This is a genomic window from Dactylosporangium roseum, from assembly GCF_025264685.1.
Lineage (GTDB): Bacteria > Actinomycetota > Actinomycetes > Mycobacteriales > Micromonosporaceae > Dactylosporangium > Dactylosporangium roseum.
The window spans coordinates 4,077,183-4,097,458 of sequence record NZ_CP073721.1; the positions used below are offsets into that span (position 1 = coordinate 4,077,183).

The following is a 20,276-nucleotide window of genomic DNA, read 5'->3' on the forward strand; positions in this document are numbered from 1 at the left end:
CTCAGGCCGCCGCCCAGCGGGTAGCGGTCCCGCCGACGTCGCCGGCGGAGCCGACCAGCGGTATCAGCCCGTGCCGCCGCGCGGCGGCGATCACCGCGGCCACCACGTCGTCCGCGCCGGCGGCCTCGGCGACGATCGCCGGGTGCGGGTCGAGTCCCGGGTCGTGTGCCCGCCGGGCCAGGTCGTAGGCGTCGTCACCGGGCAGCGGCAACCGCCCGGCGAACCGTGTCCGGAGCTCGTGTACGGCGTCCAAGGTCCCCATGCCGTTCACCCTGCCGGAGCGGACTTACAGTTTCCTTACGCCGCCCTTTCCGCGTCCGGGTCGCCGGCGACCTGGGCGACGTAGGTGTTGAGGATCGCGTAGCCGTCAGGGGCCAGTCTGCCGTTCCGGTACAGGTCGGTGACCGTGCCGCGCAGCGCTTCGAGTTCGCGGGCCTCGTCGGCGGGGTCGCCGGTGGCGATCGACGCCGCGAGGTCGTCGATCATGTGGTTCAGGTCCGCGGCGGTGTTCGCGTCGAGGTCCCCGGCGTCGGTCAGTTGCCGCACGGCCCGGCGCAACGCGACGATCCGGTCCGGCCGCGCCGCCGGCGGGGTGCTCGCCGAAGACGGCGGCGGGGTGGCCCCCGGCGACTGGGATTGCGCCTGGGTCGCGGCGGAGCCGGAGGCGGGTGCCACGGTCACGTGGCTCGCGCCCGGCGACGGGGCGTCGGCCGGCGAGGCGTCGCCGGCCGCCCCGGGCGGCGCCGCGGACTGCGGTCCGTGCTGGACAGCCGGAGGCAGGAGCGTGACGAGGGCCGCCGCGGCGAGGCCCGCCGCTCCGGCGGCCGCGGCGAGCCACAGCCGGCGTCTCCGGGGCCGCTCCACGGTGGGTGGGTCACCGGCCGGTCGGGCCGCCCGCACATCGTCGGCCGGTGCCGCCGCCCGCGAGGATGCCGCCGACCGGGGCCGGGGGACCTGTACGGCAGGCGCCGCCGGGTCCGCGGCCGCGGCGATCCGGGCACGGACCGCGGCGGTGTCCTGCGGGCGTTCGTCCGGCCGCTTGGCCAGCAGATCGGCGACCAGGTCCGCCACGGCGGGCGGCACGTCGGGACGGCGGACGTGCAGCGGCTGCGGTGCCTCGGTGAGGTGCTGGTGGACGATGCCGTAGCTGGTGCCGGTCGCGAACGGCGGGCTCCCGGCGAGCATCGCGTACATGGTGCAGCCCAGCGCGTACAGGTCGCTCCTGGCGTCGACCGGTCCGCTGGTGATCTGCTCGGGTGCCATGTACTCCGGGCTGCCCACCGCGACGGCCGTCCCGGTGAGGTCGGCCTGCCCGGCGGTGTCCAGCAGCCGGGCCACACCGAAGTCACAGATCTTCACCGCCCCGGACCCGGCCAGGATGAGGTTGCCCGGCTTGACGTCGCGGTGGATGATCCCGGCCGCGTGGGCGGCGCCGAGCCCGTCGCAGATCTGCGCGGCCAGCGCGAGCGTGTCGTCGACCGGCAGCGGGCCGCCGGACAGCAGTTGCGCCACCGTCGGCCCGTCCATCAGCTCCATCACCAGGTACGGATCGCCGTCCTGGACGCCGAAGTCGTACACCCGGACAACGTTGGGATGCGAGAGCCGGCCCACCGCACGCGCCTCGCGCTCGAAGCGTTCCATCGCCGTGGACCTGCCCAGCCCGCCGCCGGACAGCACCTTGATCGCGACCGGTCGGTTCAGCCGCAGGTCATGACCGCGCCAGACGGTGCCCATGCCGCCGCTGCCCAGCAGACCCTCCATCCGGTAGCGGCCGTCGAGGAGGCGCCGCGCCGCCGCGACGGACGAGCGCCGCGGGCCGAACCGTCCGGGGGAACTGTTCACCGCGCGCGCCGGACGCGCCCGCTGGGTCCTGTTGAACGGTTGCGTACTGCCCATCTATCTTCCCCGGCCTGCAGACGTCGATGATCCACATCCATCAACCGGTTGTCCGGCGTCGGGGTTACGGCTCGTGCGGTCGTTCACCAGAGCGTTGCGAGAATCTGTCGCGAACGACCGCGAAGGATGTCGAGCAGCGGCGGTCCGCCTCAGGTCCGGCCTGCCATCGCCGGGGTCGAGGGCTCCGCCGGCTCCTCCGGGCGGCGCCGGCGGAGGGTCGCGTAGGCGAGCAGGCCGAGCGGGATGATCATCCAGCAGGACAGCAGGCGGTAGACGAGCATCGCGGCGGCGGCCGGGCCCCGCGCCGCACCCGCCGAGACGAGGCCCGCGAGCAGGGCGACCTCGACGACGCCGAGCCCGCCGGGGCTGATCGGGATCTGGCGGACCAGTTGCACGGTGAGGTACACGGTGGCGAGCCGGAGCAGGCTCACGTCGATGCCGAACGCCGCCGTGGTCGCGGCGAGACAGGCGAAGTCGAGCCCCCAGTTGACGGTGGCGTGCAGCAGCGACAGCACCCACGAGTGGCGGGGCAGGGCGCGCAGGTCGGCGACCGTGCGGCGGACCGAGTCCCGGACGCCCCCGCCGTGCCGTTCGGGGGAGCTGTCGCCGCCGGGATGGTCCTCGTCATGGTCCTCGTCGCCGGCTCGCGGTACACCGGGCGAGGAGCCGCGGCCGGAGCGCAGCGAGCGCCAGAAGTCGAACGCGAACACGACCAGGGCCACGACCAGCAGGGTCAGGACCAGGACGAGCGTGTCGCCGTTGCCGGCGGCCCGGCCGCTGCCGAAGAGGGACGGGACCGGAACCACCACGGCGTACATGAGCACGAGCGCGACGCCGGAGAGCACGGACGACAGGACCGCCACCTCGCCCGCGGTGCGGCGGCTCGCGCCGGCGGTGCGGAACTGGCGGAACGCGAACCCGGCCGACACCGCCGAGCCCGCGGGCAGGCTGAACGAGATCGCCGAGCGGGTGAAGGTCACGGCGACGGCACGTGGCACCGACATCGGCACCCCGAACCCGGCGAGGAGCCTGCGCTGCTGCAACGCGAAGTGCCGCAACGAGGTCATCTCGGCCACGGCGGCAAGCCCCAGCCACCACGGGTCCGCCGAGGTCAGCGTGGTGAGGATCTGCCCTGGGTCGGGCAGGTCGTCCTTGAGTGTGATGCCGGCGACCACCAGGACAACCAGGAGTGCGGCGATGCGTAGCACCCGCTTGCGGTTGCCCTTCATGAGATGACTGTCCCATCTCGCGGTCACAATTCGTGCCCGTTCTCAGCGGCACCTCGGTTGCGCCGATCACGCTGATCGAGCCGGATGACCAGGTCCGCCCGGTCGCGCGCACCCGCACACCGGCCCGACGGGCCTCGTCGGCCTGTGACGCAGCGGGTTGCAATCATACGGACGGGAGGTCGCGCCGGCGGCGACTACCGACGCTCTGTGCAGTGCGCGGCCCGGGTGTGAGTACACCGTGCGGGTACTGGGGGTCGACGTGGAGCAATGTTGAGGCTACGTTAGGTATCTCGAAATCCCTGCGCGTGATGGTCGTGCAGGGATGGCGCTTGTTGGGCAGCACCAGAAACATCCAGTGCCCGCAGGAGATTGCCGCGACACGACCTGTCGTCGGCGAGGGCCGGAGGGCCGCAACTGCATCCGGCACAGACGAGCAGGTGCACGGGTCAGGTTGCACAGCACGTGCAATGTCGGCTGGGTGGGTGAGCTGCGGAGGTGAGCGACGTGGATGAGCTGCCCATCGGCCGCCGCGTGGCGTACTGGCGGAACCGGCGGAGGATGTCGCAGCAGGTCTTCGCCGATCGGCTCGGCAAGTCGAAGAGCTGGGTCGACAAGGTGGAGCGCGGGGTGCGCCGGCTCGACAAGTTCTCCGTCGTGTACGAGATCGCCGATGTGTTGCAGCTCGACGTGCAGATCCTGCTCGGCAAGGACCCGGAGCGCCGGCCGGAGAACCCCAGCGGCGTCGACCAGGTCGAGGTCGAGGAGATCCGCGCCGCTCTGGAGCGGTACGACCAGATCAGCGCCTTCTTCTACGCCCCGCCGGAGCCGCCGCCGCTGAGCGAGATGCGCAAGGCGGTCACCCACGCCTGGCTGTCGTTCCAGCACGCGAAGTACGGCGCGCTCGCCCGCACCCTGCCCCGCCTCCTGCGGGAGGCGCAGGCCGCCGACACCGCCTACGGCGACGGCCGGTATGCGCGGGAGGCCGCCCATCTGCTCGGGCAGGTCTACCAGATCTCCGCGGCGGTGTTGCGCAAGCTCGGCGAGCACGAGCTGTCCTGGCTCGCCGCGGACCGCGGGGTCATCGTTTCGCAGCGTGCCGGCGACCAACTGCTGGCCGGTGTGGCCACGACGCGGGTCGCGATGGCGCTGCTGTCCCTGGGGCGGGCGCGACCCGCACTGGAGATGAACCTCAATGTCGCCAATCGGCTCGCTCCCGGTGTCGGTGGCAACGACAGCTCGCCCGAACGGCTCTCGGTCTACGGTCAGCTCCTGTTGCAGGGTGCCATGGCGGCGGCCCGGATCGGTGACGGTGCGACGGTCCGGGACCTGCTGGCCGGTGCCGAGGAGGCGTCGCGCGGTCTCGACGGCGACGCCAACTACTACTGGACCTGTTTCGGGCCGACGAACGTCCAGCTCCATTGTGCGGCGGCCGCCGTCGAGCTCGGTGAGGGCCGGACGGCGGTGGAGGTGCACGAACGGCTGGACCCTGAGGGGTTCAACGCGTTGCTGCCGGAGCGCCGGGCGCAGCACTATCTCGATCAGGCGCGGGCCCGGGCGCTGATCGGCGACATCGACGTGGCCAGCGAGATGTTGCTGGAGGGTGATCGGCTGGCCCCGGCCGAGATCCGTTGCCGGCCGCTGGCCCACGAGGTGCTCAGCGACGTGCTGCGCCGCACCCGGGGCACTCCGCCAGCTTCGGTCGCCGAACTGGCCGAACATCTCAGCGTCGGCGTGTAGGGAGTGCTCGCCGAGCTGTGCCCACCGTTCGTGAGTAGCCACAGCAGCGGGCTGCAGCGCAGGTGCGCGGGCCGGCGGTGCCCGTCCTAACATCCACGGGACGAGCCGGCGCCGACGATGCCCCTGAGACTCACCCCGCAGCGCCCTGCCATGCGCGTAGCTTCGGTGCTGGGCCTACGAGACGTGCGGGAGAGCCCGGCTGGACGGCGGTTGAGCTGGGCGGCTGATCCAGGGGCGATGCCGGCGAAGGAGAACCGCCGCGCAGGTCTCCTTGCCGTATCCGGATCACGGCTGGACGCCGGCGGGTTCGCGAGGAGGCGGATCATGATCCTCGGGAACCGGGTCTTCGGAAACCGGATCGACGCGGGCCGGCAGCTCGCCCGGAAGCTGTTCTACCTGCGTGGCCAGAATGTCGTGGTGCTGGGCCTGCCGCGCGGTGGCGTACCGGTGGCCTACCAGGTCGCCGAGGCACTCCAGGCCCCGCTCGACGTGCTCATCGTGCGGAAGCTGGGCGTCCCGCAGCAGCCCGAGCTCGGCATGGGCGCGATCGGTGAGGACGGTGTCCGCGTCCTCAACCCGCGGGTGATCCGTCTCGCGGGCGTCACCGGCGACGAGCTGGCAGAGGTCGAGGAGTCCGAACGGGCCGTGTTGGCCGGCCGTGCCCGGCTGCTGCGCGGGGAACGTCCCGCGGAGGATCTCGTCGGGCGTACCGTGGTGATCGTCGACGACGGCATCGCCACCGGCTCCACCGCTCGCGCCGCCTGCCAGGTGGCCCGTGCCCGCGGCGCGGCCCGCATCGTCCTGGCCGTTCCGGTGGCGCCGGCCGACCTGATCGAGGCACTGCGCCGCGCGGCCGACGATGTGCTCTGCGTGCGGGCCCCGAGCCGGCTGTCGTCGATCGGCCAGTGGTACGCCGACTTCCACCCCACCTCGGACGGGGAGGTTCGCGAGCTGCTCATTCGCGCCGCCGTCCAGCGGTTGTCCGCCGGAGTGCCGGCCGCCGCCGAGCAGCGTCACGGGTTGCCCGGCCGCGACGAGGAGGTCGTGATCAGCACCGGATACCTCCACCTCGTCGGGCATCTCACCCTGCCGCCGGACGCGAGCGGGCTGGTGCTGTTCGTGCACGGCAGCGGCAGCAGCCGCCACAGTCCGCGCAACCAGTACGTGGCCCTCGTCCTCAACCAGGCGGGCCTGGGCACCTTGCTGTTCGACCTGCTCACCTCGGAGGAGGCGGCGAACAGGGCCAACGTGTTCGACATCGAGCTGCTCGCCGAACGGCTCGCCGACGTCAGCGCCTGGGCGCACGATCAGCCCTGGGGCCGTGACCTGAGCATCGGGTGGTTCGGCGCCAGCACGGGCGCGGGAGCGGCGCTGTGGGCCGCGGGGGAGCCGCACTCCGGCGTCGCCGCGATCGTCTCCAGAGGCGGCCGCCCCGACCTGGCCGGACCGCGACTGCCCGCCGTCACCGCACCCACGCTCCTCATCGTCGGCGCCCTGGACACCGAGGTGCTGGCCCTCAACCGGGCCGCGCGAGCCCAGTTGCGCTGCCCCGGCGATCTCGTCGTGGTTCCCGGCGCCACGCATCTGTTCGAAGAGCCGGGCACGCTGACCGCGGCGGCCCGCCACGCCGAGGCCTGGTTCACCACCCATCTCCGCCACGTCGTCGACGCGGGCCACCCACCCGCCTGAGGAGAGGCCGTGCCGTGCCGGACAGTTCATCCGCCATCCGTGCCGCCCCCCGTCGCGGAAGCCGGTGAGATCCCGGTCTGCCCGGCCGCGGCGGGGCCGGGGCCGTGCGCGACCAGGACGGGGCAGGCGGCGTGCTCCAGGACGCGTCGCATCACAGATGGGTTCGGCGGCTGCACACGGTCGGTGGGGCATCGTGTGCCGAGCACCATCAGGGCGGCCCATTGCGACACCACCGCGAGTGTCTCGACCGCGTCGCCGGGCTCGCCGCGCACCTCGACGTCGAGGTACGGATACTTGGCGCACCAGGGCGCCGCGGCGTCGCGCAGCGCTTCGTGGACGGCGGTTTCGTCGGCGCAGAGGTTCGTGCCGTGCTGCTGACCCGGTCGCCACAGGTCGGGATGGGACCAGGCCTGGACGACGACGAGCCGGCTGCCGCGCCCGGCGGCCTCCTCGAAGGCGAGGCGCAGCGCGCGCCGGGCCGAGTCGGAGCCGTCGAAGCCGACGGCAACCGGGTCGGCACCGGGCAACGCCGCGTCGGGCGCCGCCCAGCGCCGGGCGTCATGGACGATGAGCACCGGACAGTCGGCCCACACGCCCAGTGCTTCGCTCACCGATCCCAGCGGCTTGTGGCCGCCGCCGGCGCCGCGGCCGCCGACCACGAGCAGGCGGGCCTCCGTGGCGTGCCGCCGCAGGACCCGGACCGGCGCGCCGTGCTCGGTGCTGCCGATCGCCGCGACACCGACCCGCCACCGCCGGGCCTCGGCCGCGGCCTCCGCCGCGATGTCCGGGCCGCCGGGTGGCGCGGCGAGGTCCCGAGGCAGCACGTTGACGGCCACGAGTGTGCGGGTGTAGCGGTGGGCCAGGTCGGCAGCCCAGCGCAGTGCGCCGACGCTGTCCGCCGATCCGTCGACACCGACGACGATTGGCCCGTACTGGTAGGCCATCGGATGCGCCCCCGTCCCTCGGCCGGCGGACCTGGGTGCTGTGTACTGCTTCGTTCCAGCGTGCCGCCCTGGATGTCGCCTGCCCATGGCCGAACGTCGCAAACGAGGATGTCGCGGGTCGCGGCGCCGGAGAAGCGGCGACGTCCGCGAGGTCGGGTGCGGTGCGGGCCGGGTAGCACTGCCCGCCGGCTCCGGGACCTGCGCCCCTACCGGCTGGCCGCCGGTCCGCGTCACTGTGAAGGAGAGAGGGATTCGCTGAAAGTGCGGCCGCCTGTCGGGTACCCCTGGGAGTTGCCATGACGACGACATCATCGGCCACCTGGGCACCCGACACGTTCCTCGCCGCCGTGGAAGCCGCGGTGTGGGCACCGTCGATCCACAACAGCCAGCCGTGGCGCTTTCGCCGCACCGAGTGCGGGATCGACGTGCTGCTGGACCATGACCGCGTGCTGCCGATCTGTGACCCTGACGGCAGGTCCGCGCGGGTGTCGTGCGGCGCGGCCGCATACAACCTGCTGCTCGCCCTGGCCGCGGCGGAGGTTCCGGCCGCGTACGTCCTCGGACGCGACGACGCCCTCGTGCACCTGACGCCGGCAGGGCATCGGCCGGCCACCCCGCCGGAGCGCCGGCTGTTCCGCGCGATCCGGCGCCGCCACACCAACCGGTACCCGTTCGCGGACCAGCAGGTCGCACCGGGTGTCACGGCGCAGTTGACCGATGCGGCGCGGCAGGAGGACGGCTGGTTGGACTTCGTCGTCGGCGATCAGGCGATCTTCGCGCTCGCGAGCCTCATCCGCGAGGCCGACAACCAGCTCAACGCCGATCCGGCGTACGTCACCGAGTTGCAGGCCTGGACCCACCTCGCCGAGGGCGCGCTGGAGGGCGTCGGCCGGCAGGCCGGTGGCCCCGCGCCGCATCCCGCCGAGTTGATGGCCCGCCGCGACTTCGGTGGAGCGGCTCAACGACAGACGCGCGATCCCGCCCGTGAGCCGGTGGTCGCCGTCCTCGGAGTGCACGGCAGCCAGCACGCGGACGAGGTGCGGGCCGGGATGGCCCTGCAGCACGTGCTGCTGACGGCCACCGACCTGGGGCTCGCGGCCGCCCTGTTCTCCCAGCCCGTCGAGGTGCCCGCGATCCGCGAGCGGTTGCGACTCGCCATGCACCGGTATGACGACCCGCAGTTGGTGCTTCGGTTCGGGTTCGCGCCGACGCTCGGTTACACCAACCGCCGAGCGGTGGCCGACGTCGTCGAGTCGTGAGCCCTCATGCCGGGTCGGCGACGACCTCGATCATCTCGACGGCGGGCCGGCGGCGCGTTCTCGGCGGTTCGCCGGGCGCGGGCACGCCGACCCGGACGCCGATCGCCGGGTGGCCGACGTCACCGAGCATGTGCCGCACCAGCCTGCGGGCGGGCACATTCTCCACGAGATCGCTCATCGTCGACGTGGCGAGCCCGTCGGCCGTGGCGGTGAGCAGGACCGCCGACAGCGCCTCGCCGGCCGTGAGCCAGTCGTACGGCCCGTCGGCGTCGGTGACCACGATGGCGTAGCGGGCGTGGCGGTCGTCGAGGTCGATGCCGCTGTAGATGCTCGGGCCGTAACCCGTGCCGGTGAAGTCCCGCAACGGCACCGGCCGCGCGCCGGCCGGGGCGATGGTGCCGAGGGGAAGCCCGTCGCCGCCGCTGTCGTCCAGACGGGCCCAGTCGGACAGCTCGGCGCGGTAGGCCGGGTCGGCGAGCTGCGCCGCGGCGGCGTGCCCGGCGGCGACGGCGAGGCTGGTGAGGTCCTGGGGCCGGGTGATGTGCAGCCGTGCCCCGGCCTCCTGCGCGGCCAGCCGGAGCCGGTCCAGCATCTCCTCCGGCACCCCGACGCCGGCGAACGGTCGCCGGTCGGTGCATCGGGACGCGATCGCCCGGCACATCCGTTCCACCTGGCCGGTCGGCCGGGTGGTCCCGCGATACCGGAGCACGGCCAGCAGATCGGGGTCGTCGTCCCGTGGGAATCGGGCCACCTCGGCGCTCGCCCCGCCGGCCTCGAGCGCGGTGCGGGCGTGGTGCAAGGCGGCGCCGCCGCTGATGGTGAGCAACCGTCCGTCCGGGTCGATGGTGGCGAGTTGCCGGCGCCGATCGGCACGCAACGACGCCGTGTCGTGGTCGATGTGCCAGTGCCACGGCTGGGTGTTGAGGATCGAGGGCGCGTGCAGGGCGGCGAGCGCCGCGCGGGCGAGGCTCCGGCTGATCGGCCCGACACGGAACGGCGGCTCCGAGATGATGTGTCCGGTGGATGCCATGGTCGGCCCCCTCAGTGCGTGGCGGTCAGGGTTCCCTGCCCAGTGCGCGGTGACGTACTCCGCCGCGTTCGGTCTCAGACCGCCGACGACCGTCGAGACCTGATCCACGGCGGCTACGGCGACCGTGGTGGTGGGCGCCGGCGGGTGAGGTCGGCCGCCTCCAGTTCCGCCAACTGCAGGGTGCGGGCGCCGAGTGCGGCCTCCAGGGCCGGGATCCAGTGACGGTCGAGGGCCCGCACCCGCCGCCGGGTGGCGGCGATCTCCGCCTCGACCGCGGCGAGCGCGACGGTCACGGCCGCGTGCCGAGCCGCGGCGCGGGTCGCGTCCCGGTAGGCCGCCGCGGCCCGGGCCAGCGCCGCCCCGCCCGGCGCGGGCAGGTCCACGGGACGCGGCCGGAGCACCACCGACGGCATCCCGGGACACCGGACGCCCAGCACCGCGGTCCACGGCACGGACAGCTCCGCCGGTGGCACCTCGGCCGCCGCCTCGATCGTCTCCAGGCCGTCGAGCACCGTGGCACGCTCCAGCCAGCCGCGCGCGGTCCGGTCCGACCGGCCCCACTCGCGGGCCGTCTCGGCCTGGCTGTGCTGGAGGCGGTCACGTTCGCCGGTGAGCAGGGTGAGTTTCCGGCGCAGCACGGTGCTGCCGTGCCGGGTGACGTCGAGCCGGTGCCGCAGCCACAACACGCCGGACCGGCCCGGTGGGACGTGCCGCACGCTGGTCATGTGATCACCTCGGCCACCTCGGGCACCTCGGCCACCTCGGGCACCTCGGCCGCCTCGGGGTCGTCGTTCCGGGTCGTGCGGTGTGTCGCGCGGAGCGCTTCCGGCAGCATGACGAGCTCGCGCTCCGGTAGCGTCCGCAACGCCTGCCAGATCCGGTCGAGCGTGTCGTCCAGGGGCCGGGCCTCGTCGGGGCGCTGGTCGAGCAGTCGCCGCTCGACGACCTCGGCGAAGCCGAGATACCGGCGGTCCACGTCGCCCAGTGCCGCCGCACCGATCAGGTCGGCCAGCTCCCGGGTCTGCCGGGCACGGGCCAGGGCGGCGATGAGCTGCGCCGTGAGCGGGAGGTGATCGGCTCGCGTGCGGCCCGGGCCGGCACCGTGGCGCATGAGCCGCGACAAGGACGACAGCGGGTCGACAGGCGGATAGACGCCCCGGCCGTGCAGGTCCGCCGACAGCACGATCTGGCCCTCCGTGATGTAGCCGGTCAGGTCCGGTACCGGGTGGGTGATGTCCCCGGCCGGCATGGTCAGCACCGGCAGGATCGTCACCGAGCCGGGCAGGCCCCGGACCCGGCCGCACCGTTCGTAGAGGGAGGCCAGGTCGGTGTAGAGGTAACCCGGGTAGGCGCGCCGGGCGGGTGGCTCGCCGCGGGCGGACGACACCTCCCGGAGCGCCTCGGCGTAGCTGGTCATGTCGGTCATGACGACCAGGACGTCCCGGCCGCCGGTGAACGCGAGGTCCTCGGCCACGGTCAGGGCCAGCCGTGGCGTCAGGATGCGTTCGATCACCGGGTCGTCGGCGGTGTTGAGCAACAGCACCAGTTCGGCGGCGGTCGCCCGTTCGTCCAGCGCGTCCCGGACGTAGGCCGCGTCGGCGTGCGTGAGGCCCATGCCGGCGAAGACGACGCTGAACGGCGCGCCGCCGACGTGGGACTGCGCGGCGATCTGGACGGCCAGTTCGAGATGCGGCAGACCGGCCGAGCTGAACACCGGGAGCTTCTGCCCGCGCACCAGGGTGGTCAGCGCGTCGACGGCGGAGACCCCGGTGAGCACCGGTTCGGCCGGCGGTTCGCGCCAGGTCGGGTTCAGCGGAGCCCCGGCGACCGCGGCGCTGCGGTCGCCGCCGACCGGAGGCCCGCCGTCGATCGGTTCACCACGGCCGTCGCAGGCGCGCCCCAGCCACTGGTCGCCGACCGCTATCCGCATCGGTGCCCCGGCGAAGGCGACGCTGCTGCCGACACGGCTCATGCCCGCGGTGCCCTCGAGCACCTGCACGACCGCCAGGTCGCGGTCGACCTCGAGGACGACGCCGTGACGCCGGGTGCCGTCCGGCAGCCGGACGGTGGCGACGTCGTCGTAGCCGGCACCGGACACCCCGCCGACCACGACAAGGGGACCGCGTAGCTCGCGGATGTCGTCGTACTCGATCACGGGCCACTCGGTCAACTCGGTCAACTCGGTCATGGCGCACTCGCTCCGGTCGTCGCGTTCAACTCCGCCAGGATCGCGTCGTGCCGCGGCCCGACCCCCTCGGCGTCGTCCGGACCCAGTTCTTCGCGGGCCCGGACCAGCCGGCCGAAGTCCGCCGACTCGACGGCCGACGGCGCCACGCCGGCGTCGACGAGCGCGTGGCAGCGTTCGGCGACGTCGAGGACGGCGTCGAGCAGCGCCGCCGACTTCGCCGGGGTGCAGAACGCGTCATTGGCAACCAGCGCGTTCTGTTGCAGCACGCCGTCGCGCAAGAGCCGGCCGCCGAGCAGCGTCATCCGCTCGTGTGCCGGAAGGCCGGCGGTGCCGACGAGGTCGGCAAGCGCGGCGATGCGGTCCGCTTCGGCGAGCACGTCCAGCGCTCGGGCCCGCCGCCGGGCCCAGCCCGCGTCGCCGAGACGGGCGCGGTACGAACCGACCGCGCCGGCGTCCCGGCAGAACGACGCCGACCAGGACACGGCCGGATAATGGCGGGCGTAGGCGAGGTCGCGGTCCAGGGTCCACCGGCAGCGCACGAACCGTTCCGTGTTGGCGGTGACCGGTTCGGTCAGGTCGCCGCCGGGCGGGGAGACCGCGCCGATGATCGTGACGGAGCCGGTGCCGCCGGCAAGCGTCTCCGCCGAGCCGGCCCGTTCGTAGAACGCGGCCAGGGCCGACGCGAGATCGGCCGGATACCCCTCCTCGGCCGGCGGCGTCCCGCTGCGCGCGGCGAACTCCCGCAGGGCCTCTGCCCAGCGGGAGGTCGAGTCCGCGATGACCACGGCGTCGTAGCCCATGTCCCGGAAGAACTCCGCGACGGTGACGCCGGTGTAGATGCTGGCCTCGCGGGCCATCATCGGCATGTTCGACGTGTTGGCGACCACGACCGTCCGGTCGAGCAGGCGACCACCGGTCCGTGGGTCGTCCAGCGCGGAGAGCTCGCCGACGACGTCGGCCATCTCGTTGCCGCGTTCACCGCAGCCGACGTAGACGATGACGTCGGCGTCGCACCACTTGGCGATCTGCTGCAGCAACAGCGTCTTGCCGGTACCGAATCCGCCCGGAACGGCTGCCGTGCCGCCTTTGACGATCGGGAAGAGCGCGTCGACGACGCGCTGCCCGGTGTGCAACGGCTCGCTCGCGTCGCGCCGGGCGGTGCACGGCCGGGGCCTGCGCACCGGCCACTCGGCGGTCATGGTGACCGCCGCGGTCCCGATCGTGGCCAGGGTGTCGTCCGGCCCGTACTCGCCGGCCGCGGCGATCCGTTCGACGGTGCCCGACACCTGCGCGGGGACCAGGACCCGGAACTCGATCGGGCCGCGGGTCGACACCGTGCCGAGCACACTGCCCGGCCCGGCCGGGTCGCCGACCGCCATCCGCGGCGTGAACCGCCAGGCCGAGCCGTTGGCCGGCCCGCCGCCGAGCGCTCCGGTCGTGAGCCAGACCGGAGCGTCGCCGAGCGGACGCAGCAGGCCGTCGAACAGGCCGCCGAGCAACCACGGGCCCAGCCGTGCCGCCAGCGGATGGCCGAGCGGGGTGGCGGTGTCGCCCGGGCGCAGTCCACCGGTGTACTCGTACGCCTGGACGGTGAGTGCCGGGCCGTGGATGGCGACGACCTCGCCGGGCGAGCGGTGCGGGCCCAGCGTGACGACGTCGTGCATGGCGGTGTCCGCGGCGCCGTCGATCTGGACGAGCGGCCCACTGACGCGGGTGATGCGGCCGGGCCGTCCCGGTGTCGCGGGTGTCGTCACCGCCACACCTCCTCGATCCGCTCCGCCGACGACATGGCGTGCCGGGTGAGCGACTCGACGGAACAGTCGACGCACCGGCTGTCGAGGTGGGCCGTGAAACCACCGCCGGTCGCCGGTTCGACGCGGGCGTCCGGGCCCAGCGCGGCGGCGGCCCGGGCGGCGAGGGCGGGCCCGAGTCGTCCCGCGTCGAGTTCGGCCCGCAGGGTCTCGGCCACCCGGCGACCCAGTTCGTCGTGGATCTCCCGCTGTGCGGCCAGCAGGAGCGCATGGGCGGCCCGGCGAACGTGCGCGGCCTCGGCGGCGTTGCGGCGCGCCGCGTCGGCGCGGCCGGTGCTGCGTGCCTCTTCCAGGATCCGGCCGGCCTCGGCCCGGGCGTCGGCCAGGGTTCGGGAACAGGACCGTGCCGCATCGGCGTGCTGCGCCGCGGCGTCGGCCCGCGCCCGGCCCAGCAGCGCGTCGCGGACCGGTCGCAGGCTCTCGCCGACCGCTCCGGTGCCGGCGGCTCCGGCTGCGTTCACGGTGATCCGCCCGGCTCCGGCAGCACGGCGAGCAGTCGGCCGCCCGGCCCGCCCGCGGCTGCCACGGCCCGGGCCGCGGCCGGGGTGACGATGACGACGGTGACGTCCGGTCCCAGGGCACGCCAGGCGTCCAGGACGGCTCGATCGTTCTCCGCGGTCGCGACGGCGACCCCGGCCAGGCCGTACCCGCGGACCAGCCGGGCCGCGCCGATCGCCGCGATCCTCTCCGGCCCGCCCATCGGTCACGCCTTGCCGATCAGGATGATCGCGACGATGAGCCCGTAGATCGCGATACCCTCGGCCAGGCCGACGATCACCATGGCCCGGCCGAACAGTTCGGGACGCTCGCTCAGCGCCGCGAGCGCCGCCGCACCCGTGTACGCCACGGCGATCGCCGCGCCGATCGACGAGCCGGCCACGGCGATCGCCGCGCCGAGCAGCGCCGCCCAGCTCGCACCGCCCGTCCCGGCCTGTGCGAGCGCGGTCGTCGCCGCGCCGGCCGGGTCCGCGGTGAGCAGCAGGACCACCATGGCCACGGCACCGGCGAACAGTGCGGCGTTCACGGCGAGCAGCGCGCGCGGCACCAGCTTGGGCCACCGGGCGGCGAGCCCGCGCACCGCCCAGGCGAGCACCAGGACACCGGGTACCGCACCGAACCAGACCGCGTTCATCGATGGACCTCCTCCGGACCCGGGAGGCCGAGCCACGGCCGGAAGGGCCGGCCGGTTCCCTCGAACACCCGGGAGAACAGTTCGTAGTACTCCAGGCGCAACGCCTGCACACCGGCGACGACCGCTTCGAGGCCGAACGTGAGCACGTTGCCGACGGTGAAGACGGCCGCCGCCGCGACCGTCCACAGCCCGCCTCGGTGCCAGGAACCCGTCGTGCCGGCCCACACCAGCGCGCCGAGCGCCGCATGCGTCAGGCCGAACGCGGCCAGCCGGGCGAACGACACCAGGTTCGCGCCGATACGGACGACCAGGTCGAAGAGCTGGACCACGGTCTGCGCGACGGCCGCCGCGCCGGCACCCGCCGCGACGTACAGGCCTGCGCCGGCGAGCACCAGCCCGCCGGCGGCGACGGCGCCCGCGGCGGCGGCGAGCGGGACGCTACTGGTGTAGACACCGGCGGCGAGCAGGCCCAGCCCCGCGAACACCGCGGCGCCCGCGATGCCGGACGGTGCGTACAGCGCGAACCCGGCGGAGCCCTCGCGCCAGCGGTTGACGATGCCGAGCAGGTAGGCGACCGCCAGGAGGGCACCGCCGACGCCGACCCCGGCGATCAGCAGCCGGACCGGCTCGGCCAGCGGCTCCAGCCACACGGCAGGCAGCAGCCCGGTGGGCCCGAAGAACTCGCCGAAGAGGACACCGAAGAGCGTGCTGGCCAGCCCCGCACCGGCGACGAACGGCCAGGCGTCCCGGAGCTTGGGGAACCGCCGGGGCCGGCGGAGGGCCAGCGCGGCGGCCAGGGCGAGCAGGATGAGCCCGTGCCCGGCGTCGCCGAACATCATGCCGAACATCACGACGTAGGCCACCCCGGCCAGGAGCGTGGGGTCGACGTCGGCGTAGGGCACCGCGCCGTACGTCTCCACGAGCGGCGCGAAGGACCTGCCCACCCGCCCCGCCCGGGCCAGCAGCGTCGGCGGCTCCACCCGCGCCGGCAGGTGCAACGGGGCGAGCGCGCCGCCGAGCGGCGCCAACCGGCGGGCCAGCGCCACCCGGGCCGGCTCCGGGCACCAGCCCAGGTACGTGGCGGCGCCGTACCGGCGCAGCGCCCGGGCCCGCATCCGCGCGAACGCTGTCGCGGCGGCGTCGTCCACCGTGGCGTTGCCCGGTTCGGGGCCGACCGGTTCCAGCTCGACCACGCCGGCCGCGCCGACCTCGGCCAGGACCGCGTCGAGCGCCTCCTCGGGCGCCACCAGCGCGACCCGCGTCATGCGCACCGGCCGGAGACGCTGCCATGCGGTCGATCCCGACACGTTCATGGTGCGTCCCGACCCTGACCGGTGCCGTACACGTCGTCCAGGGCGATCGCCACGATCGACGGCACGACCGTGTCGAGCCGCTCCAGCGCCCGGGCCCGCAGGGCGTCGGCCGCGCGCCGGGCGTCGGCCGTCACGGCCTCCGCGGCCCGGGCGGCCTCGGCGCGCGCCGCGGTGAACGCCTCGGCGTGGGCATCCTGCGCACGACGGCGGGCGGCCGCGACGATCCGGTCCGCCGCCCGGGCGGCGTGACGTCGCCGCCGCGCGGCTTCGGCCGCCGCCTCCGCCCGGATGCCGGCCGCCTCGGCGTCCGCGGTGGCGAGCACGGCGAGGACCGGGCGAAGCTCCTCCTCGGCCTCGGCCTCGGCGGTCCGGTCGGCCGGAACCGCCGCCGGCCCGGCGGCACCGGGAGCGCCGGCCGGGCGGAACCGGTGCAGGAACTGCTGGAGCGTCATCACGGTCAGCACCCACCTAGGCAGCGTCGACGACGGCTGCGACGAGCAACGTGGTGGCCATGCGACTCACCTCCCGCCTCTCCTGACAACGTAGACGGCGGCCGGGGTGGCCGCACAGTCCGGAACGTCCCGGCCGAAGGGGTCCGAAGACCCTGCCGTGCCGGCCCGAGCCGGTGGAGGCTGGATGCATGCGATCCGGCGCCGCGCACGTCGCTGGGGCGGTGCGAGCCCGCGCGCTCGCCCGCCGGTGTGTCGGGCCCGCCGCCGCCCGGGTGCTGGCCGGCAGCCCCGGACTCGACGCGGCGATCGCGGCCTTGGCGTCGACCCCGTACGGCCGCGACGTACGGTCCGGCCAGGACGCGGGTGCGGTGCAGGAGGCGGTGGCCACGACCCTGGTGTGGCGGCTACGGGTGCTCGCCGGGTGGTTGCCGAGCGCCGGGGTGCAACGGTTGCGCGCGATCGCCGGCTGGTTCGAGATCCGCAACGTGGAACGGCTGCTCCGGCAGCAGCGCGGCCGTGCTGGTCCGGCACCGTTCCAGCTCGGTGCGCTGGCGGTCGCCTGGCCACGGCTGTCCGGCACGTCCACAGCGGACCAGGTGCGGGCCGTGCTGGCGTCATCCGCCTGGGGTGACCCTGGCGCCGCGACCGCCCACGCCATCGTGCTGGGCATGCGGACCAGTTGGGCGCTGCGGGCCGCGGCCGTCCCCGCGGCGCAGTCGTGGGCGGCGGGCGGCCTCGCGCTGTGGGTGGCGCGTGAGCACTGGGTCACCGGCCAGGCGTTCAGTGACACGGCCCGCGCGAGAGCCGCCGGACTGCTCGGTCGGCGAGCGGTCGAAGCGCCCTCGTTCGCCGCGTTCGTCGCGGCGCTTCCGGCGCGGGCGGCATGGGCGTTCGACGGTGTCGCGGAACCGGGCGACCTGTGGCGGGCGGAGGCAGCTTGGTGGGCGCGGCTCGACCACGACGCCCACGCGCTGCTGCGCTCACCCGGATTCGACGACCGTCCGGCGATCGGAGCGGCCGCCGCGCTCGCGGTCGACGCATGGCGGGTCAGGGCGGCGGTGGCCGGCGCGGCGGACGGGACCGGTGCCGCACCGTTCGACGCCGTGATCAACGCGGGCCTCGGGAAGCGGGCCGCAGGGTGAGCGACCCGAATTGCGCTTCGCTCCGGCGCGTTTTCGGAAGAGACTTGAACCACGGTCCAGTTCGCGGGTCGGCCTGACGTGGCGGGTGCTCGGAGTATGCAGATGATCGGAGCGCGGGTGGCGCACCGCATCGAGGTCCGCGGGACGGTGCAAGGCGTGGGTTTCCGGCCGTTCGTCTGCCGTCTCGGTCGCGGGCTGGGACTCGACGGATGCGTCCGCAACGACGGCGGCGTCGTGGTGGTCGAGGCAGCCGGCTCGATCGAGGCGATGCGCGCGCTCGCCGCGCGGCTGCGCACCGACGCCCCGGCCCAGGCCCGGGTGGCCGACGTGCGGGTGAGCGCGCTGAACGGGTCCGCGCCGGCGACCGGAACCGGCTTCCGGGTCGTTCGGTCGACCCGGCGGCGCCCGGCGGGCACCGGCGCGGAGGTCGGCCTGATACCCCCGGATCTCGGCACGTGTGACCGGTGCCTGACGGAACTGTTCGACCCGGGCGATCGCCGGTACCGCTACGCCTTCCTCAACTGCACCGATTGCGGCCCGCGGGCGACGATCGTCGACGCTCTGCCGTATGACCGGGTGCGCACGACGATGCGGCGCTTCGACATGTGCGCCGCCTGCGCGGCTGAGTACGCCGATCCGGCCGACCGCAGGTTCCACGCCGAGCCGATCGCCTGCCCGGCGTGCGGCCCGAGGCTGGCGTGGCACGCCACGGATCACGGCCCCGCGGCGGGCGGCCACGGTGCGGACGCGCTCGCCGCGGCGGAGGCGCTCATCCGGCGTGGTGGTGTCGTCGCCCTCAAGGGGCTGGGCGGCTACCAGCTCGTGTGCGATGCCACCGACGAGGCGGCCGTGGCCCGCCTGCGCATCCGCAAGCACCGGCCGGCGAAGCCGTTCGCCGTCATGGTGTCCGGGCTGGGCGCGGCGCGCCGGCTGGCTCACGTCAGCGCGGCCGAGGCGGCGCTGCTGACCTCGGTCGCGCGTCCGATCGTCCTGCTCGCCCCGCGACCGGAGCGTCCGACGGCCGGCTCCGTCGCGCCCGGCGTCCCCCGGATCGGGCTGTTCCTGCCCAACACACCGCTGCATCACCTGCTGCTCGCCGATCTGGCGCGCCCGTTGGTGGTCACCAGCGGCAACGTGTCGGACGAACCGATCGCGATCGACGACGCCGACGCCCGGCGGCGGCTGGCCGGGCTGGCCGACGGGTTCCTCGGCCACGACCGGGTGATCCGGTCCCGGTACGACGACTCGGTCGCCCGCGTCGTCGCCGGGCGGCCGTCGCTCGTACGGCGGGCCCGCGGCTACTCGCCGGAGCCCATCGGGCTTCCGGTGGCCGCGCCGGAGCCGCTGCTCGCCGTCGGCGGTCAGCTCAAGCACACGTTCACGGTGGCCCGGGACGGCACCGCGATCGTCGGTCCGCACACCGGCGACCTGGAACAGCAGGCCACGATGGAGGCGTTCGAGGCGAACCTCGCCCGGCTGTCCCGGGTCGTGGGTGTCACGCCCCGTGTCGTCGCGCACGACCTGCACCCGGGATACCTGTCGACGCGGTACGCCGCGGCGCTGCCGGTGCGGGGCCGGATCGGCGTGCAGCACCATCACGCGCACGTCGCCTCGTGCGCGGCCGAGCACGGCGTCACCGGCCGGTACATCGGCGTCGCCTACGACGGGCTGGGACTCGGCGACGACGGCACCCTGTGGGGCGGCGAGGTGCTCGTCGCCGACCTCGTCTCGTACCGGCGGGTGGCGCGGTTCGGCCGTGCGCCGCTGCCCGGTGGCGCCGCCGCGGTGCGGCGACCGGCCCGCATGGCGTTGGGCTACCTGTTCGGCGGTGAGCCGCTCGACGAACGCTCACGCGCGGCGGTGCTCCGCGCCGCCGCGCCGTTCCTGGGACGGCTGCCGGAGCGTGAGGTGGCGACCGTGCGGCGGATGGTCGCGCAGGGCGTCAACTGCCCGGTCGCGTCGAGCGCGGGCCGACTCTTCGACGCCGTCGCCGCGCTGCTCGGCCTCCGGGACGACGCGACGTACGAGGGTGAGGCGGCGGTCGCGCTGGAGGCGCTCGCCGGCGGCCACCCGGCCGCACCCGAGCTGCCGTGGCGCCTCGTGACGCGGGACGACCTGATCGTGTACGACCCCACGGCCACACTGCTGGCCCTGCTGGAGGCGTTGCGCGACGGTACCGACCCGGGACTCCTCGCCGCCGGTTTCCACGCCACGGTCGCCGCGGTGACCGTGGCCCTCTGCGCCGAGGTCGCCGCGCGGGAGCGGCTGCGCACCGTCTGCCTGTCGGGTGGGGTCATGCAGAACCAGTCGCTCGTGGAAACCGTCGTCGCCGGGCTGTCCGGCGCCGGGCTGGAGCCGCTGGTCAACGAGCGGGTTCCCGGCAACGACGGCGGGATCAGCTACGGCCAGGCGGCGGTCGCCGCCGCCCGGATCCGGATGGACGCGAGGGGGTGA

At 74.5% G+C, this 20,276-nt stretch carries 18 protein-coding genes and 1 pseudogene; 6 read left to right on the forward strand and 13 right to left on the reverse strand.

The window, feature by feature from the left end:
• Position 1: 1 nt before the first annotated feature.
• From Drose_RS19015 to Drose_RS19025, 3 genes are all read right to left on the reverse strand, one after another.
• Positions 2–262 carry a hypothetical protein gene (locus Drose_RS19015; RefSeq protein WP_260729517.1) on the reverse strand — a complete coding sequence of 87 codons (261 nt, stop codon included), beginning with the start codon at positions 260–262 and terminating at the stop codon, positions 2–4.
• Between the two features lie 35 nt (positions 263–297).
• Entirely contained in the window at positions 298–1,896 is a 1,599-nt protein-coding gene (locus Drose_RS19020) for a serine/threonine-protein kinase (protein ID WP_260729518.1), read from the reverse strand.
• Positions 1,897–2,045: 149 nt separating this feature from the next.
• A complete protein-coding gene (locus Drose_RS19025; protein WP_260729519.1) occupies positions 2,046–3,125 on the reverse strand; it encodes a lysylphosphatidylglycerol synthase transmembrane domain-containing protein in 1,080 nt (359 codons plus the stop codon).
• 504 nt (positions 3,126–3,629) lie between these two features.
• Here Drose_RS19025 and Drose_RS19030 point away from each other — a divergent pair.
• The 3 genes and pseudogenes from Drose_RS19030 to Drose_RS39110 all read left to right on the forward strand — a co-directional run bounded on the left by Drose_RS19030 (position 3,630) and on the right by Drose_RS39110 (position 6,551).
• Positions 3,630–4,862, forward strand: a complete 1,233-nt coding sequence (locus Drose_RS19030) for a helix-turn-helix domain-containing protein (RefSeq protein WP_260729520.1) — start codon at positions 3,630–3,632, stop codon at positions 4,860–4,862.
• Between the two features lie 324 nt (positions 4,863–5,186).
• Positions 5,187–5,651: pseudogene (locus Drose_RS38795) on the forward strand (phosphoribosyltransferase); the annotation flags it as partial.
• A 231-nt stretch (positions 5,652–5,882) separates the two neighbouring features.
• Positions 5,883–6,551, forward strand: a complete 669-nt coding sequence (locus tag Drose_RS39110) for a dienelactone hydrolase family protein (protein ID WP_390891447.1) — start codon at positions 5,883–5,885, stop codon at positions 6,549–6,551.
• Between the two features lie 26 nt (positions 6,552–6,577).
• On the opposite strand, the gene Drose_RS19040 is transcribed toward Drose_RS39110, so the two are convergent.
• Positions 6,578–7,495, reverse strand: coding sequence for a universal stress protein (locus Drose_RS19040; RefSeq protein WP_260729522.1), 918 nt, complete (start codon positions 7,493–7,495; stop codon positions 6,578–6,580).
• Positions 7,496–7,791: 296 nt separating this feature from the next.
• On the opposite strand from Drose_RS19040, the gene Drose_RS19045 reads away from it, so the two are divergent.
• Positions 7,792–8,754: an Acg family FMN-binding oxidoreductase gene (locus Drose_RS19045; protein WP_260729523.1), complete on the forward strand. Its 963-nt coding sequence runs from the start codon at positions 7,792–7,794 to the stop codon at positions 8,752–8,754.
• A 4-nt stretch (positions 8,755–8,758) separates the two neighbouring features.
• Here Drose_RS19045 and Drose_RS19050 read toward each other — a convergent pair whose 3' ends face one another.
• From Drose_RS19050 to Drose_RS19090, 9 genes are all read right to left on the reverse strand, one after another.
• Positions 8,759–9,784, reverse strand: a complete 1,026-nt coding sequence (locus Drose_RS19050) for an Acg family FMN-binding oxidoreductase (protein ID WP_260729524.1) — start codon at positions 9,782–9,784, stop codon at positions 8,759–8,761.
• Between the two features lie 113 nt (positions 9,785–9,897).
• The gene (locus Drose_RS19055; protein ID WP_260729525.1) at positions 9,898–10,509 is read right to left on the reverse strand and encodes a V-type ATP synthase subunit D; all 612 of its coding nucleotides are present in this window, start codon (positions 10,507–10,509) and stop codon (positions 9,898–9,900) included.
• Positions 10,506–11,972, reverse strand: coding sequence for a V-type ATP synthase subunit B (locus Drose_RS19060; protein WP_260729526.1), 1,467 nt, complete (start codon positions 11,970–11,972; stop codon positions 10,506–10,508). The genes Drose_RS19055 and Drose_RS19060 overlap by 4 nt, the downstream gene beginning before the upstream one ends.
• A complete protein-coding gene (locus Drose_RS19065; protein ID WP_260729527.1) occupies positions 11,969–13,726 on the reverse strand; it encodes a V-type ATP synthase subunit A in 1,758 nt (585 codons plus the stop codon). The genes Drose_RS19060 and Drose_RS19065 overlap by 4 nt, the downstream gene beginning before the upstream one ends.
• Positions 13,723–14,244 carry a hypothetical protein gene (locus Drose_RS19070; protein ID WP_260729528.1) on the reverse strand — a complete coding sequence of 174 codons (522 nt, stop codon included), beginning with the start codon at positions 14,242–14,244 and terminating at the stop codon, positions 13,723–13,725. Before Drose_RS19070 ends, Drose_RS19065 begins: the two co-directional genes overlap by 4 nt.
• Positions 14,241–14,483: a hypothetical protein gene (locus Drose_RS19075; RefSeq protein ID WP_260729529.1), complete on the reverse strand. Its 243-nt coding sequence runs from the start codon at positions 14,481–14,483 to the stop codon at positions 14,241–14,243. Before Drose_RS19075 ends, Drose_RS19070 begins: the two co-directional genes overlap by 4 nt.
• Positions 14,484–14,486: 3 nt before the next feature.
• Complete coding sequence (locus Drose_RS19080) at positions 14,487–14,915, reverse strand: ATP synthase subunit C (protein WP_260729530.1); 429 nt, start codon at positions 14,913–14,915, stop codon at positions 14,487–14,489.
• Entirely contained in the window at positions 14,912–16,228 is a 1,317-nt protein-coding gene (locus Drose_RS19085; protein WP_260729531.1) for a V-type ATPase 116kDa subunit family protein, read from the reverse strand. The genes Drose_RS19080 and Drose_RS19085 overlap by 4 nt, the downstream gene beginning before the upstream one ends.
• Complete coding sequence (locus Drose_RS19090) at positions 16,225–16,692, reverse strand: hypothetical protein (RefSeq protein WP_260729532.1); 468 nt, start codon at positions 16,690–16,692, stop codon at positions 16,225–16,227. Before Drose_RS19090 ends, Drose_RS19085 begins: the two co-directional genes overlap by 4 nt.
• A 176-nt stretch (positions 16,693–16,868) precedes the next feature.
• Here Drose_RS19090 and Drose_RS19095 point away from each other — a divergent pair, with 176 nt between their 5' ends.
• On the forward strand, positions 16,869–17,822 hold the full coding sequence (locus Drose_RS19095; RefSeq protein WP_260729533.1) for a hypothetical protein: 954 nt from the start codon (positions 16,869–16,871) through the stop codon (positions 17,820–17,822).
• A gap of 102 nt (positions 17,823–17,924) precedes the next feature.
• Entirely contained in the window at positions 17,925–20,276 is a 2,352-nt protein-coding gene (gene hypF, locus Drose_RS19100; protein WP_260729534.1) for a carbamoyltransferase HypF, read from the forward strand.